Source organism: Vreelandella janggokensis (assembly GCF_031451615.1).
GTDB classification, from domain to species: Bacteria; Pseudomonadota; Gammaproteobacteria; order Pseudomonadales; family Halomonadaceae; genus Vreelandella; species Vreelandella janggokensis.
On the sequence record NZ_JARWAJ010000009.1, the window covers coordinates 17,393 to 29,944 of the forward strand.

A 12,552-nucleotide genomic window follows, 5' to 3' on the forward strand; every position below is an offset into this window, starting at 1 on the left:
TCGTTGCAGCGACATGCCACACTAGGCGTTAACCTATTCCAAGAGCCTATATGCCCACAAATGCCATGATCAATGTGTATTACGATGCGATCTGCCCTGGCTGTCGCAAGGATCGACGGCGCTTTGAACGCTGGGCAGGCAAGCGTGCCAGAGATATTGATTGGCTCGATGTGACCGAGCATCAGCAGCTTCTGCGCGACAAGGGGATTGCGCCGGAAGCAGCTTTGCGATCGTTGCATATCGAACTGAGTGACGGGCGCATGATTGAGGGTATTGATGCCTATCGATTACTCATGCAGCGTATACCGTTATTTTATCCCGTGGCATGGTTGATTGGTTTGCCTGGTATCAAGCAGGCGCTGCGTCGTTACTATGATCACTGGGTGAAGAAGCGCTTGGAGCGTGAGGGCCGCTGGCCGCCCCAATAAGGCATTCTGTCGCCTGATGACATTGACAACGACGCGCTTTTCGACAAGGCTTTTGGCACTTCTCACTGGATGATCAAGGAGAAAGAAAGCTATGGCGTTTGCTCTATCTTCAATGCAGGTAACCAGCAGTGCTTTTGCGAATCATCAAGCGATTCCGGCTAAACATAGTGCCGAGCAAGAGGATGTGTCGCCTGCACTGGCTTGGCAGGGCGCACCTGACGGTACCAAGGGGTTCGCCGTTGTGTGCCACGATCCCGATGCGCCGCTGGTTAAAGACGGCACCTACGGGTTTGTTCATTGGGTGCTGTATAACCTGCCGGGCGATCTCAACGAGCTGAGTGAAAATACGGCGCTGGGTACCGCCGGTGCCAATGACTTCGGCAACCAGGGATATGGTGGTCCCATGCCGCCAGAAGGCCATGGTACGCATTATTATTATTTTTGGGTGCTGGCGCTTGACCATCAAACGGCCTTGCCCGAGGGCCTGACACTCGCCGAGTTGCTGCGTGAAATTGAACCGAACCTGCTAGGTATGAATCGACTGGTCGGCACCTATCAGCGCGACTGATGCTGCCATAGTAACCGGGGAGCACCATTCTCCCATCGTTTTTTGACGAAACCCGCGAATTTACTCGCGGGTTTTTTTCGCTCAGCATCTCGATAGTTTTATTGAATGATAATGATTAGCTTTTTTGATGTTATCAGCGGCGAACGTGTCAGGAAATTGCGCTATTTGATAAGGAATTTGCAGAAGGGCTTCACATCAAATTTATACAGGACTAAAATGGTCCTCAATTGAGTGGACAGGCCAAATGCAATGGCTAATGGGAGTCGACATGCTTAAGCTTTCCCGGCTGACAGACTATGCCGCCGTGGTCATGGCGCAGATTGCTCGTCAGCCACAGGCGTCACATGCGGCGGCAGACTTGGCCGATGCGGTGCAGCTGCCTCATCCGACGGTAAGCAAAACGCTCAAAATGCTGGTAAAAGCAGGACTTCTTGAATCACAACGTGGCGCCCAGGGTGGCTACCGGCTCGCTCGGCCTGCTTCCCAGATTACGGCGGCAGACATTATCTCCGCGATTGAAGGCCCAGTGGCAATGACCGAGTGCAGCCAAGCAGAAGGTGACTGCGATCTCGTGGCCACCTGTGGCGTGGCGGACAACTGGCAGCGCGTATCGCTTGCCATCCGCACACTGCTTGAAAGCGTGACGCTTGCACATTTGGCCGATACCACGCCGATCAAGCTACCCGTACAGCTACCAATTCAAAGCATAAGTCTATCGGCAGCTACTGCATGACCAGCATGACCGATACAGGCACTTATCTCTTATTGACGGCGAGCTAACCTCGCCACCCAACTGCCCGGAGGGTATGACCATGGCAACCGAAGAAATGGAACAGTTGGTTCGTCGCGATTACAAAGAAGGCTTTGTAACTGATATCGAAAGCGACACCCTGCCACCTGGCCTGGACGAAAACACCATCGCCTTTATTTCTAAAAAGAAAGGCGAACCGGAGTGGATGCTGGAGTGGCGTCTGGAGGCGTTCCACAAATGGCAGGAAATGAAAGAGCCATCCTGGGCGCACCTGAATTATCCGCCGATCGATTACCAGTCGATTTCCTACTTCAGTGCACCGAAGCGTCCCGAAGATCGTCCCCAGAGCCTCGACGAAGTCGATCCCAAGCTACTGGAAACCTACGAGAAACTGGGCATTCCGCTGCATGAGCGGGCAGCGCTTGCCGGTGTTGCGGTAGATGCCGTGTTTGACTCGGTGTCGGTCGCCACGACGTTCAAGGAGCAATTGGCAGAAGCCGGGGTGATCTTTTGTTCGATTTCTGAGGCGATTCGCGATTATCCAGAACTGGTCAAACAGTACCTGGGGACCGTGGTGCCGCAGAACGACAACTATTTTGCGGCGTTGAACTCTGCCGTGTTCACCGACGGGTCCTTTGTCTTCGTGCCGGAAGGCGTGACCTGCCCGATGGAGCTGTCGACCTACTTCCGTATCAATGCGGCCAACACCGGCCAGTTCGAGCGTACGCTGATCATCTGTGAAAGCCGGGCTCAGGTTTCCTATCTGGAAGGCTGCACCGCGCCAATGCGCGATGAAAACCAGCTGCACGCGGCGGTGGTAGAGCTTGTTGCATTGGACGATGCCTATATCAAGTATTCCACGGTCCAGAACTGGTATCCCGGTGATGAAGACGGCAAGGGCGGCATTTACAACTTCGTGACCAAGCGTGGCGAATGCCGCGGCGCGCGTTCGCGGATCAGTTGGACGCAGGTGGAAACCGGGTCAGCCATCACCTGGAAGTACCCCTCCTGCGTACTACGCGGTAAAGACAGTATCGGCGAATTCTATTCTGTCGCCGTGACGAATGGGCGCCAGCAGGCCGATACCGGTACCAAGATGATCCACATCGGGGAGGGCACCCGCTCCTATATCGTTGCCAAGGGTATCTCTGCCGGCAAGAGCGATCAGTCCTACCGCGGTCTGGTGAAAATCGGCCCACGCGCCAAAGGAGCCCGTAACTTTACCCAGTGCGACTCGCTGCTGATTGGTGACAAGTCAGGTGCGCATACCTTCCCGTACCAGGAAATAGGTAACAGCACGGCCAAAATTGAACACGAAGCGACCACGTCCAAAATTGGTGAAGACCAGCTGTTCTACTGTCAGAGCCGGGGTATCACCGAGGAAGACGCGGTCAGCATGATCGTTAACGGCTTCTGCAAGGATGTGTTCCAGGAATTGCCGATGGAGTTCGCGGTCGAGGCCGAGGCGCTCCTGAACGTGACACTGGAAGGCGCGGTAGGCTAAGTGCGCGCTACGGTACCAGACAACTTTTATGAGCGTCGCGTAAGCGATCTGTAAGCATTTGAAGGGTTTTTACTATGTTGGAAGTTAAAGATTTACACGTCACCGTCGAAGGCAGCGAGATTCTCAAAGGCCTCAGCCTCACAATCAACGAGGGTGAAGTGCATGCCCTGATGGGGCCCAACGGCGCGGGTAAATCCACGTTATCGGCTGTGATCGCGGGTAAGGATGGCTACGAAGTCACTCAGGGCAGCATTACCTTCAAAGGTCAGGACGTGCTGGAAATGGAAATCGAAGAGCGCGCCCAGGCAGGGCTGCTGCTGGGTTTCCAGTACCCGGTCGAAATCCCTGGGGTAAAGAATATCTACCTGCTCAAAGCAGCGCTCAACGCCCAGCGTGCCGCGCGGGGTGAAGATGAGTTGCCAGCGCCTGAGTTCATGAAGCTGGTAAAAGAGAAGCTTGGCCTGATGAAAATGGATGCCAGCTTTCTTCAGCGTGCGGTCAACGAAGGCTTCTCTGGCGGCGAGAAGAAGCGCAACGAAATTCTGCAAATGCTGGTGCTTCAACCCAAACTCGCCATGCTTGACGAGATCGACTCGGGGCTTGATATCGACGCCATGAAAGTTGTTGCCGACGGGGTTAACAGCTTGCGCGCCGAAGACCGTGCGATTCTGCTGGTTACCCACTACCAGCGCCTGCTCGATTACATCGTTCCGGACAAGGTTCACGTCCTGGTCGACGGGCGCATTGTCAAAACCGGTGATGCAGAGCTTGCCAAAGAGCTGGAAGCCAACGGGTACGAAGGCATTGAGGAGTCTGTGGCATGAGCGACACGCAAACGTTTTTGGACACGCTGAACGCGCGTAGCCAACAGCGCGACGCTGAGCCGACCTGGATCGCGGCTCGCCGTCAGGCTGGCGCGGCACGCTTCGAGGCCATTGGCTTTCCCACTCGCCGTGATGAAGAGTGGAAATACACCGATGTTCGCTCTATTGCCCAGGGCAATTTTGCCCTGGCGGAAAGTGCCGAGTTCTCTCAGGCTCAGGCAGCCGCATTGACGCTGCCCCTGGATGCCTACCGGCTGACGTTTGTCGACGGTGTGTTTTCATCAGCGCTTTCTGATCTGGACGCATTGCCCGATAGCGTTCAGGTGCTGCCGCTGTCCAAGGCATTGACCGACAACCATGAAGCTGTTGGCGGGCCGCTGGGTCGCCTGACAAGCGTTGATTTTTCCGCCTTTGCGGCACTCAATACGGCGTTTATGGAAGAAGGTGCCGTGGTGCGCATCGCACCGGGGACGGTGGTTGAAAAGCCAATCCTGCTACAGTTCCTTTCCCGTGCCGGTACGCCAGTGATGAGTCATCCGCGTATTCTGGTAGAGGCGGGCGGACGCAGCGAAGCGACGCTGATTGAGCACTATGCCGGCGAAACCGATGCCACAAATTTCACCAACGTGGTGGCTGAGTTGATGCTGGACCGTGGTGCGATTCTGAACCATTACAAGCTTCAGGAAGCCCCGCTGGGTGACATGCACGTGGCCAGTATCCACGTAGAGCAAAGTCGCGATACCCGGTACAGTTCCTACAACCTGAATCTGGGCGGTGCGCTGGTGCGTAACGACCTGATCAGTGATTTGAACGGCCAGGGTGCTGAAACCAATTTCCTCGGGCTGTTCTTTGGCCAGGGTCGCCAGCACGTCGATAACCACACCAAGGTCAACCACAATGCGCCGCTGACGTTCTCCAACGAGAACTACAAGGGCATCCTGGATGACCGTGCCCATGGCGTGTTTAACGGCAAGGTGTATGTCAAGCGCGACAGCCAGAAGATAGAAGGCTTCCAGAGCAATCAGAACCTGCTGCTCTCCGACCGCGCGCACATCGATGCAAAGCCCGAGCTTGAAATCTATGCGGACGACGTCAAGTGCTCCCACGGCACGACCACCGGCCAGCTCGATGAAGAAGCCATCTACGCATTGCGTACCCGGGGAATCGACGAAGCGACCGCTCGTGGCCTGCTGACGCTGGCGTTTGCCGGTGAAGTGCTGGATCAGGTGGCGCTGGATGCCGTGGCAGAGCGCGTGGAACTTGCCGTCGCCGGTAAATTGCCAGAGCGCTTTAACCTCGCCGGGTTGGTAGAAGCAGCGGTTTCGCTCAACGACTAATCAAGGAGCTATCGATGCCCCATACCGTGATTGAGACGCCCTTGGAGCAAGACAGCGCACGCTACGACCTGACCGCACTACGCCGGGAATTCCCGGTGCTGGAACGCGAGGTTAACGGCAAGCCGCTGATCTACCTGGACAATGCGGCGACCAGCCAGACGCCGCAGCCAGTGATAGACGTATTCAGCGATTACTATTCGCGCTATAACGCCAACATTCACCGTGGGCTGCACACTCTGGCGGATGAGGCCACCGCGGCGTTCGAGGGTACGCGTCAGCGGGTGAAAGGGTTTCTCAATGCGGAAGACGCGCGTCAGATTATCTTTACGCGGGGCACCACCGAGGCGATTAACCTGGTAGCGCAAAGCTGGGGGCGTAACCAGTTGCATCCAGGGGATGAAGTGTTGATCTCGATGCTGGAGCACCACTCCAACATCGTGCCCTGGCAACTGCTGGCAGCCGAGCGTGGTTTTACCATCAAGGTCATTCCCGTCGACTCAGATGGCGCGCTGGATATGGACGCCTACCGGGAGCTGTTAAGCGAGCGCACCAAGCTGGTCGCGGTCAATCACGTGTCCAATGCCTTGGGCACGATCAACCCCGTTAAAGAGATGGCAGCGCTGGCGCATCAGTTTGGCGCCTTGATCCTCATTGATGGCGCTCAGGCTGCGCCGCATCAACGGGTTGACGTGCAGGACATTGATGCCGATTTCTATGCCTTCTCGGGGCATAAGGTCTACGGACCTACCGGCGTTGGTGTGCTGTATGGCAAAAAAGCGCTGCTGGAAGCGATGCCCCCCTGGCAGGGCGGCGGTGAGATGATCGACACCGTTTCCTTTGACGTCGGCACTACCTTTGCGGCTATTCCGCACAAGTTCGAGGCGGGGACGCCGGCGATTGCCGAAGTCATTGCCTTGGGCCGCGCCCTTGAGTGGATGGAAGGTGTCGGGGTCGAGGCGATTAGTGCCTGGGAAGGCGTTTTGCTTCATCATGCCACCCAGGCGGTCAGCCAGGTGGACGGATTACGTATTCTGGGTACCGCACCGAACAAGGCAGGCGTGCTATCCTTCGTGGTTGACGGGGTGCATGCTCAGGATATTGGCCTGTTGATCGACCAGTTGGGCGTGGCAATCCGCACGGGGCATCACTGCGCTCAACCGCTCCTGCATCACTTCGGGGTAGACGCAACGTGCCGGGCGTCATTTGCTGCGTATAATACCCTTGAAGAGGTAGAGACGTTTGTGGCGGCGCTCAACCGCGTGATCGGAATGGTGCGCTAAGGGAGTTTATGGATATCGAGCAAGTAGCCAGTTTGCAGCGTGGACAAAGTTTACCGCTTCAGCGTGATGTGGAGGCGATCGCGATACCGTTTGGCAGTACCGAACAGTTGCCGGAAGATAGCGTTGTAAGCGTCATGCAGGCCAAGGGCAGCACGGTGAGCGTTGGTTTTGAGGGTCGGTTATTCTTGATCGAAGGCAGTAATCTTGATGCGCTGGGACTTCCACCACTGCCGCGACCGACGCTGCACGAAGATGCCACGGAAGACGAAATCGAGCAGTTCGTCTGGGATCAGTTGCGGACATGCTTTGACCCGGAGATACCCGTCAATATCGTCGACCTGGGGCTGGTTTACGGCTGCCGGATTGAGCGACTGATCAGCGGTGAACGAATGGTGACCATTCGTATGACGCTGACCGCCCCTGGCTGTGGCATGGGTGATGTGATTGCTGCCGACGCGCGTAACAAGATCCTGGGGGCGCCGCAGATCAGCAAGGTGCATACCGAGATTGTCTTCAGCCCGCCCTGGAGCCGTGACATGATGAGCGAAGAGGCGAAGCTTGAGCTGGGTATGTTCTAACGGCGGGATGGCGCGCTAGATGCGTATACTGCTGATCAGATGGATATCGCGCATGTTAATGTCGCTAGGAGCATTGCTGCTTCTGGCGACATTGCTATTTGTAGGTGGCAATCTATGGGTTCTGGGGCGAACAAGCGCTTATATCCATGAACAACTTTCCCAGTGTGTACCCGCAGAGGTAGGCGTCGTGTTTGGTACCTCGAACTGGACACGCAGCGGTATGCGCAACCCCCACTTCCATGCGCGAATGCGCACCGCGGCCCAACTGGTTGACCATCAAAAGGTACAGCATCTGCTGTTGTCAGGCGATAATCGTACTCAGGCCTATAATGAACCGCGGGCCATGTGGCGAGACTTAACACGCCGAGGCGTAGCGCCTGAGCAGTTGACAATGGACTTTGCCGGTTTCAGTACCTACGACACCCTGGCAAGAGCGCGTGACGTTTTTCAGCTAGACCAGGCGGTATTGATTACCCAGGACTGGCACTTACCCAGGGCGATCTTCATCGCCCAGGCATTGGGCATGCAGGTAACGGGCTGTGTCGCTGAAGAGCGCGATGGAGCGGGTGGCTGGCACGTGCTGATGCGTGAGTGGGCGGCCAGGGTAGCAACACTCGGTGATCTGTATATCTGGGGACGCGAGCCTTACTTTCTAGGCCCACCTGAGCCTATTCAAACCTTACCCGAGCGCACTGATTAGCTTCGTGACTTGCGTTTTTGCAGTTCGTATAGCTCGCGAATCAACTGACGACAGCCCTTCATGCAATCTTCGATAACCGGCTCAATGGGGGCGGGTAGCGGATGAGTGAAGAGCGTTGACAACGCCTGCATCAAAACACGTTCCTGCTCCAGTAGCTCATTGATCAGCACCTGACTGTCGTTGCCGACAAAACTTTTCAGACGGCTCCAGAGCCATAAAAAGTCGTCTCGCTCAACGTCAGCATCTCGGGGTAGCATCTTCAGATGTGTCCGAGCCAGGTCTTGTAACTGGTGCATGGATTCTAGGCGTGCAGCGTAATGCGGCTTCAATGCTTCGCGCAGGGAAGGGCGCAGGCGTTCTATATTGTCCTGAAAATAATCAATGCTATCGGCCAGCGCTTCCAATGCGCTGTCCATCGCCACTTGGCGATTGTCGAGAAACATGAGCGTCTACCTCCTTCGGTGACGCAGATTGTGGCGGGGGCGCGCTAGATTTGCCACCCCCTTGACGAATTATTTTTGCACAGACCGGTTAGCCTTTCGGCTTGGGGGGTGCTTTACGCGCCGGCATGGCATTTTTTTCGATGTGCTCAATAATCATGCTGGCGATATCTTTGCCAGTGGCACTTTCGATGCCATGCAAGCCAGGCGAGGAGTTCACCTCCATGATCACCGGACCATGATTGGAACGCAGCAAATCGACACCCGCAACCCGCAGCCCCATGGCTTTGGCCGCACGGATGGCGGTGGAGCGCTCTTCAGGCGTAATCCGGATGACGCTGGCGGTGCCGCCGCGGTGAAGGTTCGAACGGAATTCACCGTCGGCCGCCTGACGCTTCATCGAGGCCACGACTTTATCACCGATCACGAAACAGCGGATATCGGCACCGCGTGCTTCCTTGATGTACTCCTGCACCATGATGTTGGCTTTCATGCCCATAAAGGCCTGAATAACCGATTCCGCCGCCTGATTGGTTTCAGCCAATACCACACCAATGCCCTGGGTGCCTTCCAGTAGCTTAATGACCAGCGGGGCACTCTTTACCATGGTGATCAGGTCGGGAATATCATCCGGTGAGTGGGCAAAGCCGGTAATGGGGAGCCCCAACCCTTTGCGTGACAGTAACTGGAGTGAGCGCAGCTTATCCCTGGAGCGCGTAATCGAGACATTATCGTTGATAACGTAGGTGCCCATCATTTCAAACTGACGGAGCACCGCGCAGCCATAAAAGGTGACGGATGAGCCAATCCGCGGGATGACCGCATCAAAAGGCTCGATTTCCTGCCCCTTGTAGTGAATCGACGGATGGTGAGAGGCAATGCTCATGTAGCAGCGCAGGGTGTCGACCACTCGCGCCGTGTGTCCACGACCTTCAGCCGCTTCCACCAGGCGGCGCGTGGAGTAGAGGTTGCGATTACGGGAAAGCAAAGCGATATGCATGCGAAACTCCAAGCCTAGTCGAAGGGGCGTAGTGAAAGAGGAAGTGGAAAACTAGCGTGGAATGTTAACAAACTTAGGGTTCGCCGTGTAAAAACGCAGCGCCCGGTGCCACCAGCAAACGGCGCATCGCACGGCGTCCCAATAGCATGGGGTGTCGCATATTGCTACGGTCCGCCAGGCTTAGCTCAACCGGAAAGTTAAGATCGCCCAGGCGCATTGGGGTGCGGATCACATACCGCCATTCAGTGTGTCCGTTCGAGCTGGTCACCCGTCGGCGATCATGTAAATGCACTTTCAACCGGTGAGCCGGTGTTTCAGGCCCGCCACTATGGGTAATAAAACTGACCCATAGCTGACCATCTTCGTCTTCATGGGTCTCGATCTCCTCGGCGTGTAGCGCAGAGGTACGTGCACCCGTGTCTGCTTTGCAGCACAGATGAAGTGCCAGATCCGGCAAATAGACCATTTCACGACGGCCAATAACCGCTTTGGCCTGGTAAGGGAGTTCTTTCAAAACCACTCCTTAGGAAGCCGATGATTAACAACATTGCGCTTTACTTTCATCGGGCGTTCCTCAGCATCATCAGTAATCAACCCTGGGATTATCCGCTATTGGCCGTCAGTTCAACCACGCGGGCGTGGATCCTTGAGCCTTCCGGTGCGTCACGCAGCGCCATCAGTAACGGCAGGCGTAGCCGCGGAATCAGCGCCAAGTCTTTTACCATCGCAATAAAATCGGTGCGTTCGTCATCAGCCAGACGCGACAGGAAAAGCGGTAGACGTTCGCCGTCTTCCAAATGTGACCAGCCCCTTCCTGCCATCGCTGCCAGTACGTCGGGCCCACTGGTGGTCTCGTCGCGGAGCAACTGAGCATACCAATGGCCTACTTCGTCAGTCTCCGTGGCTCCGACGGCGCGCACACAGGCACACAGCATTTCCAGATCACCTGCAATGATGGCTTTTTCACCCCGTTGGCGCAATGCGGCGACCAAGCTGCCGGGCAGAGGCTCATGCTCCAGGCAAAGGCAAAATGCCTGAGCAACCTCTGTGGGTAAATGGGCGAGCTGGGTGGCTAACCGTTCCGCCGTCTCTTCATCGAGGCGGACTACCACGTCGGCGACACCCTGTAACCCCAACTGTTGCCAATCTAGCGCCTGTGGGTCACGGAGGTAAGCGTCGACGGGGTCGAAATGCTGGCTTGCAGGCAAGTCAAACGCATGGGTTGCCCTGGCATTAAGCATCGCCTGAAAAGGGGCGCTCGGGGTAAAGGCGAGCGGGTTGTCCTTCATCAGGTTGTCAGCTTCTGATCCACGCGTCTGGCCTAGTTGTGAGACGTTGCGGCCCAGGGTTTCAAGTAGCCGATTCAGAAACGCATCGCGCTGGGCGGGCACCAGATAGCCTTCCTCGTCCAGCGGCAGGGCCAGAAACCAGATCGCCGGTTCGGGCATATCACCCAGACGAAACACGATGGCCACGCGCGCCTGACCTTGCCAGGGTGCAGGCCATGGGCTCTGGGTATTTTCAAGCTGGCGTAGTGCATCCATAGGGCACGGGGTAACGCACCGTCCCATATGATAAAGCGATACACTGGCGCCGCTGCGCTGAAAAAACTCGTCTAGGGTGCGAATTGGTTGCATAACGTCCTTTCCCATTGCAAGCCTGCACTCTACCTTGCGGATAGCAGCCTGTCAGCCGTAGGCATTGATAATATCACGCCTTTTTTACTGTCTGGTTAAAAATTAAACAGTCATCGCCAACCCGCATGGGGAACGCGGATGCGATACCTTTCCATAGCTTATCCACAGTCTCTTGCAGGTTTTCTGTGAATCTGTGAATAACGAAGATCTCGGTGGATGAGTGGCAACTCAGCCATAGAGTTGGGATAATGCCCTTTAAATATCTGATTCAACATAGGTGGTTTATGGGCGCACATCGCGAGCTTCATACCGCGCTTCTTGATCTTGAAGCGACGCTAAAGGCCGCTGACCTATGGCGTATGCCAATCCCTGAGACAGCGGCTTTTTCCAGCCAGCAGCCGTTCTGTGTCGATACAATGTCGCTGCTCCAGTGGCTGCGCTTTGTATTTATCGCGCGCCTGGAGTCGCTGGTTGAAGCTTGTGGGCCGATGCCGGCCAAATGTGAGGTGGCACCCGCCGTGGCGGCCTATTTGCAGCAGGAGCAGACACCCGCCCATCATCAACTGCTCGTTGTGCGGGCTGTGGAGAGAGTGGATAAGGTCGTCACTGAAAACTGAAGGCCGATGTAACAACAAAGCCCGCCGCAAGGCAGGCTTTGTGGATAACGCCTGAGAGTTATTGGCTGTCAGCCTAGAAACGATAGCTGAGGCCACCCATGACCACGACAGGGTCGATCTCAACGGTACCTGCCGCTGCACCGTTAATGCTGGCATCAGTATCAATGTCGATGTACCAAGCCGCAGCGTTCAGCGCCCAGTGGTCATCAATCAGCAGGTCGACGCCTACCTGGCCTGCCGCGCCCCAGGAGTCATCCAGATCTAAATCACCAGTCGTCAGCTCTTCATCGGAGAAGTGGGTGTAGTTAACACCTGCACCCACATAAGGCTGTACCCGGGACTGCGTGCCGCCCAGCGGGTAATACTGGAGCGTCAGGGTTGGCGGTAGGTGCTTGGTGGAGGCGATATTACCACCGTTCAGGTGGATATCGTGCTCGAACGGAAGCGCCGCCAGGAGCTCCACGCCAACGTTATCGAGAAAGCGGTAGCCCAGGGTGAACGCAAACTCGGTTTCATCCTGTACATCCACGGCCAACGCACCGTTGGCCAGTGAGCCGTTGTCGCTTTTAGGGGCGACTTTGGCAACACCAACGCGGGTAAAGACATCACCCGCGCCGTAAGCGAAAGCCTGGCTGCTGGTTATCAGCGCCGCAGCGGCAACGGTGGATACAAGTAGGGTAGGCAGGACGGCTTTACGCATGGGGGCACTCCTGATGTTAAAACAGACAGTTTCAAACGACTCGTTGCAACGCTGGACGGCTATTCGCTAGCCGTTTAACGATGTGACCAGTGTAACGAGATCCAGTGAGCGGATTATTGATCCAGGGCAAGGGTTGTTAGGCAGGTATTATCAAAGAGGAGAGGTATGTGGAGTGGCCTGATTCAGGG

Annotated in this window: 15 protein-coding genes; 10 read left to right on the forward strand and 5 right to left on the reverse strand. The window is 56.1% G+C overall.

All coding sequences use genetic code 11. The features are described from left to right. Positions 1–50 precede the first annotated feature (50 nt). The 9 genes from QC816_RS17845 (at position 51) to QC816_RS17885 (ending at position 7,970) form a co-directional block, all read left to right on the forward strand. A complete protein-coding gene (locus tag QC816_RS17845; RefSeq protein ID WP_085919920.1) occupies positions 51–428 on the forward strand; it encodes a thiol-disulfide oxidoreductase DCC family protein in 378 nt (125 codons plus the stop codon). Positions 429–519: 91 nt separating this feature from the next. Beyond that, the gene (locus QC816_RS17850; RefSeq protein WP_309783771.1) at positions 520–996 is read left to right on the forward strand and encodes a YbhB/YbcL family Raf kinase inhibitor-like protein; all 477 of its coding nucleotides are present in this window, start codon (positions 520–522) and stop codon (positions 994–996) included. A gap of 268 nt (positions 997–1,264) precedes the next feature. Further along, positions 1,265–1,729: an SUF system Fe-S cluster assembly regulator gene (locus tag QC816_RS17855; protein ID WP_264827034.1), complete on the forward strand. Its 465-nt coding sequence runs from the start codon at positions 1,265–1,267 to the stop codon at positions 1,727–1,729. Between the two features lie 79 nt (positions 1,730–1,808). Next, a complete protein-coding gene (sufB, locus tag QC816_RS17860; RefSeq protein WP_085919940.1) occupies positions 1,809–3,251 on the forward strand; it encodes a Fe-S cluster assembly protein SufB in 1,443 nt (480 codons plus the stop codon). Between the two features lie 74 nt (positions 3,252–3,325). Continuing rightward, complete coding sequence (gene sufC / locus QC816_RS17865) at positions 3,326–4,075, forward strand: Fe-S cluster assembly ATPase SufC (RefSeq protein WP_085919917.1); 750 nt, start codon at positions 3,326–3,328, stop codon at positions 4,073–4,075. Continuing rightward, complete coding sequence (gene sufD, locus QC816_RS17870) at positions 4,072–5,412, forward strand: Fe-S cluster assembly protein SufD (RefSeq protein ID WP_264827035.1); 1,341 nt, start codon at positions 4,072–4,074, stop codon at positions 5,410–5,412. The genes sufC and sufD overlap by 4 nt, the downstream gene beginning before the upstream one ends. 14 nt (positions 5,413–5,426) lie before the next feature. Then, positions 5,427–6,692, forward strand: coding sequence for an aminotransferase class V-fold PLP-dependent enzyme (locus tag QC816_RS17875; RefSeq protein WP_264827036.1), 1,266 nt, complete (start codon positions 5,427–5,429; stop codon positions 6,690–6,692). Between the two features lie 8 nt (positions 6,693–6,700). Beyond that, positions 6,701–7,270, forward strand: coding sequence for a putative Fe-S cluster assembly protein SufT (gene sufT, locus QC816_RS17880; protein ID WP_066317380.1), 570 nt, complete (start codon positions 6,701–6,703; stop codon positions 7,268–7,270). A 19-nt stretch (positions 7,271–7,289) separates the two neighbouring features. Then, on the forward strand, positions 7,290–7,970 hold the full coding sequence (locus QC816_RS17885; RefSeq protein ID WP_264827038.1) for a SanA/YdcF family protein: 681 nt from the start codon (positions 7,290–7,292) through the stop codon (positions 7,968–7,970). On the opposite strand, the gene QC816_RS17890 is transcribed toward QC816_RS17885, so the two are convergent. The 4 genes from QC816_RS17890 to QC816_RS17905 form a co-directional block, all read right to left on the reverse strand. Then, the gene (locus QC816_RS17890) at positions 7,967–8,413 is read right to left on the reverse strand and encodes a hypothetical protein (protein WP_264827039.1); all 447 of its coding nucleotides are present in this window, start codon (positions 8,411–8,413) and stop codon (positions 7,967–7,969) included. The genes QC816_RS17885 and QC816_RS17890 overlap by 4 nt on opposite strands. 88 nt (positions 8,414–8,501) lie before the next feature. Then, the gene (gene rimK / locus QC816_RS17895) at positions 8,502–9,410 is read right to left on the reverse strand and encodes a 30S ribosomal protein S6--L-glutamate ligase (RefSeq protein WP_085919913.1); all 909 of its coding nucleotides are present in this window, start codon (positions 9,408–9,410) and stop codon (positions 8,502–8,504) included. A gap of 73 nt (positions 9,411–9,483) precedes the next feature. Then, positions 9,484–9,924 (reverse strand): ATP-dependent zinc protease family protein, encoded by a 441-nt coding sequence (locus tag QC816_RS17900; RefSeq protein ID WP_085919912.1) that lies wholly within the window; start codon positions 9,922–9,924, stop codon positions 9,484–9,486. Positions 9,925–10,012: 88 nt separating this feature from the next. After that, entirely contained in the window at positions 10,013–11,047 is a 1,035-nt protein-coding gene (locus tag QC816_RS17905) for a DUF3549 family protein (RefSeq protein WP_268902254.1), read from the reverse strand. Between the two features lie 284 nt (positions 11,048–11,331). Here QC816_RS17905 and QC816_RS17910 point away from each other — a divergent pair, with 284 nt between their 5' ends. Further along, positions 11,332–11,664 (forward strand): YqcC family protein, encoded by a 333-nt coding sequence (locus tag QC816_RS17910; RefSeq protein ID WP_309783783.1) that lies wholly within the window; start codon positions 11,332–11,334, stop codon positions 11,662–11,664. 73 nt (positions 11,665–11,737) lie between these two features. Here the strand turns inward: QC816_RS17910 and QC816_RS17915 are convergent, their stop codons facing one another. Then, entirely contained in the window at positions 11,738–12,364 is a 627-nt protein-coding gene (locus QC816_RS17915) for an OmpW/AlkL family protein (RefSeq protein ID WP_268902253.1), read from the reverse strand. Between the last annotated feature and the right edge of the window lie 188 nt (positions 12,365–12,552).

Bases quoted from the DNA above. Each gene is read 5' to 3' on its own strand.
- QC816_RS17845 (WP_085919920.1), top strand. From the start codon at position 51: ATGCCCACAAATGCCATGATCAATGTGTATTACGATGCGATCTGCCCT.
- QC816_RS17850 (WP_309783771.1), top strand. From the start codon at position 520: ATGGCGTTTGCTCTATCTTCAATGCAGGTAACCAGCAGTGCTTTTGCG.
- QC816_RS17855 (WP_264827034.1), top strand. From the start codon at position 1,265: ATGCTTAAGCTTTCCCGGCTGACAGACTATGCCGCCGTGGTCATGGCG.
- sufB (WP_085919940.1), top strand. From the start codon at position 1,809: ATGGCAACCGAAGAAATGGAACAGTTGGTTCGTCGCGATTACAAAGAA.
- sufC (WP_085919917.1), top strand. From the start codon at position 3,326: ATGTTGGAAGTTAAAGATTTACACGTCACCGTCGAAGGCAGCGAGATT.
- sufD (WP_264827035.1), top strand. From the start codon at position 4,072: ATGAGCGACACGCAAACGTTTTTGGACACGCTGAACGCGCGTAGCCAA.
- QC816_RS17875 (WP_264827036.1), top strand. From the start codon at position 5,427: ATGCCCCATACCGTGATTGAGACGCCCTTGGAGCAAGACAGCGCACGC.
- sufT (WP_066317380.1), top strand. From the start codon at position 6,701: ATGGATATCGAGCAAGTAGCCAGTTTGCAGCGTGGACAAAGTTTACCG.
- QC816_RS17885 (WP_264827038.1), top strand. From the start codon at position 7,290: ATGCGTATACTGCTGATCAGATGGATATCGCGCATGTTAATGTCGCTA.
- QC816_RS17890 (WP_264827039.1), bottom strand. From the start codon at position 8,413: ATGTTTCTCGACAATCGCCAAGTGGCGATGGACAGCGCATTGGAAGCG.
- rimK (WP_085919913.1), bottom strand. From the start codon at position 9,410: ATGCATATCGCTTTGCTTTCCCGTAATCGCAACCTCTACTCCACGCGC.
- QC816_RS17905 (WP_268902254.1), bottom strand. From the start codon at position 11,047: ATGCAACCAATTCGCACCCTAGACGAGTTTTTTCAGCGCAGCGGCGCC.
- QC816_RS17910 (WP_309783783.1), top strand. From the start codon at position 11,332: ATGGGCGCACATCGCGAGCTTCATACCGCGCTTCTTGATCTTGAAGCG.
- QC816_RS17915 (WP_268902253.1), bottom strand. From the start codon at position 12,364: ATGCGTAAAGCCGTCCTGCCTACCCTACTTGTATCCACCGTTGCCGCT.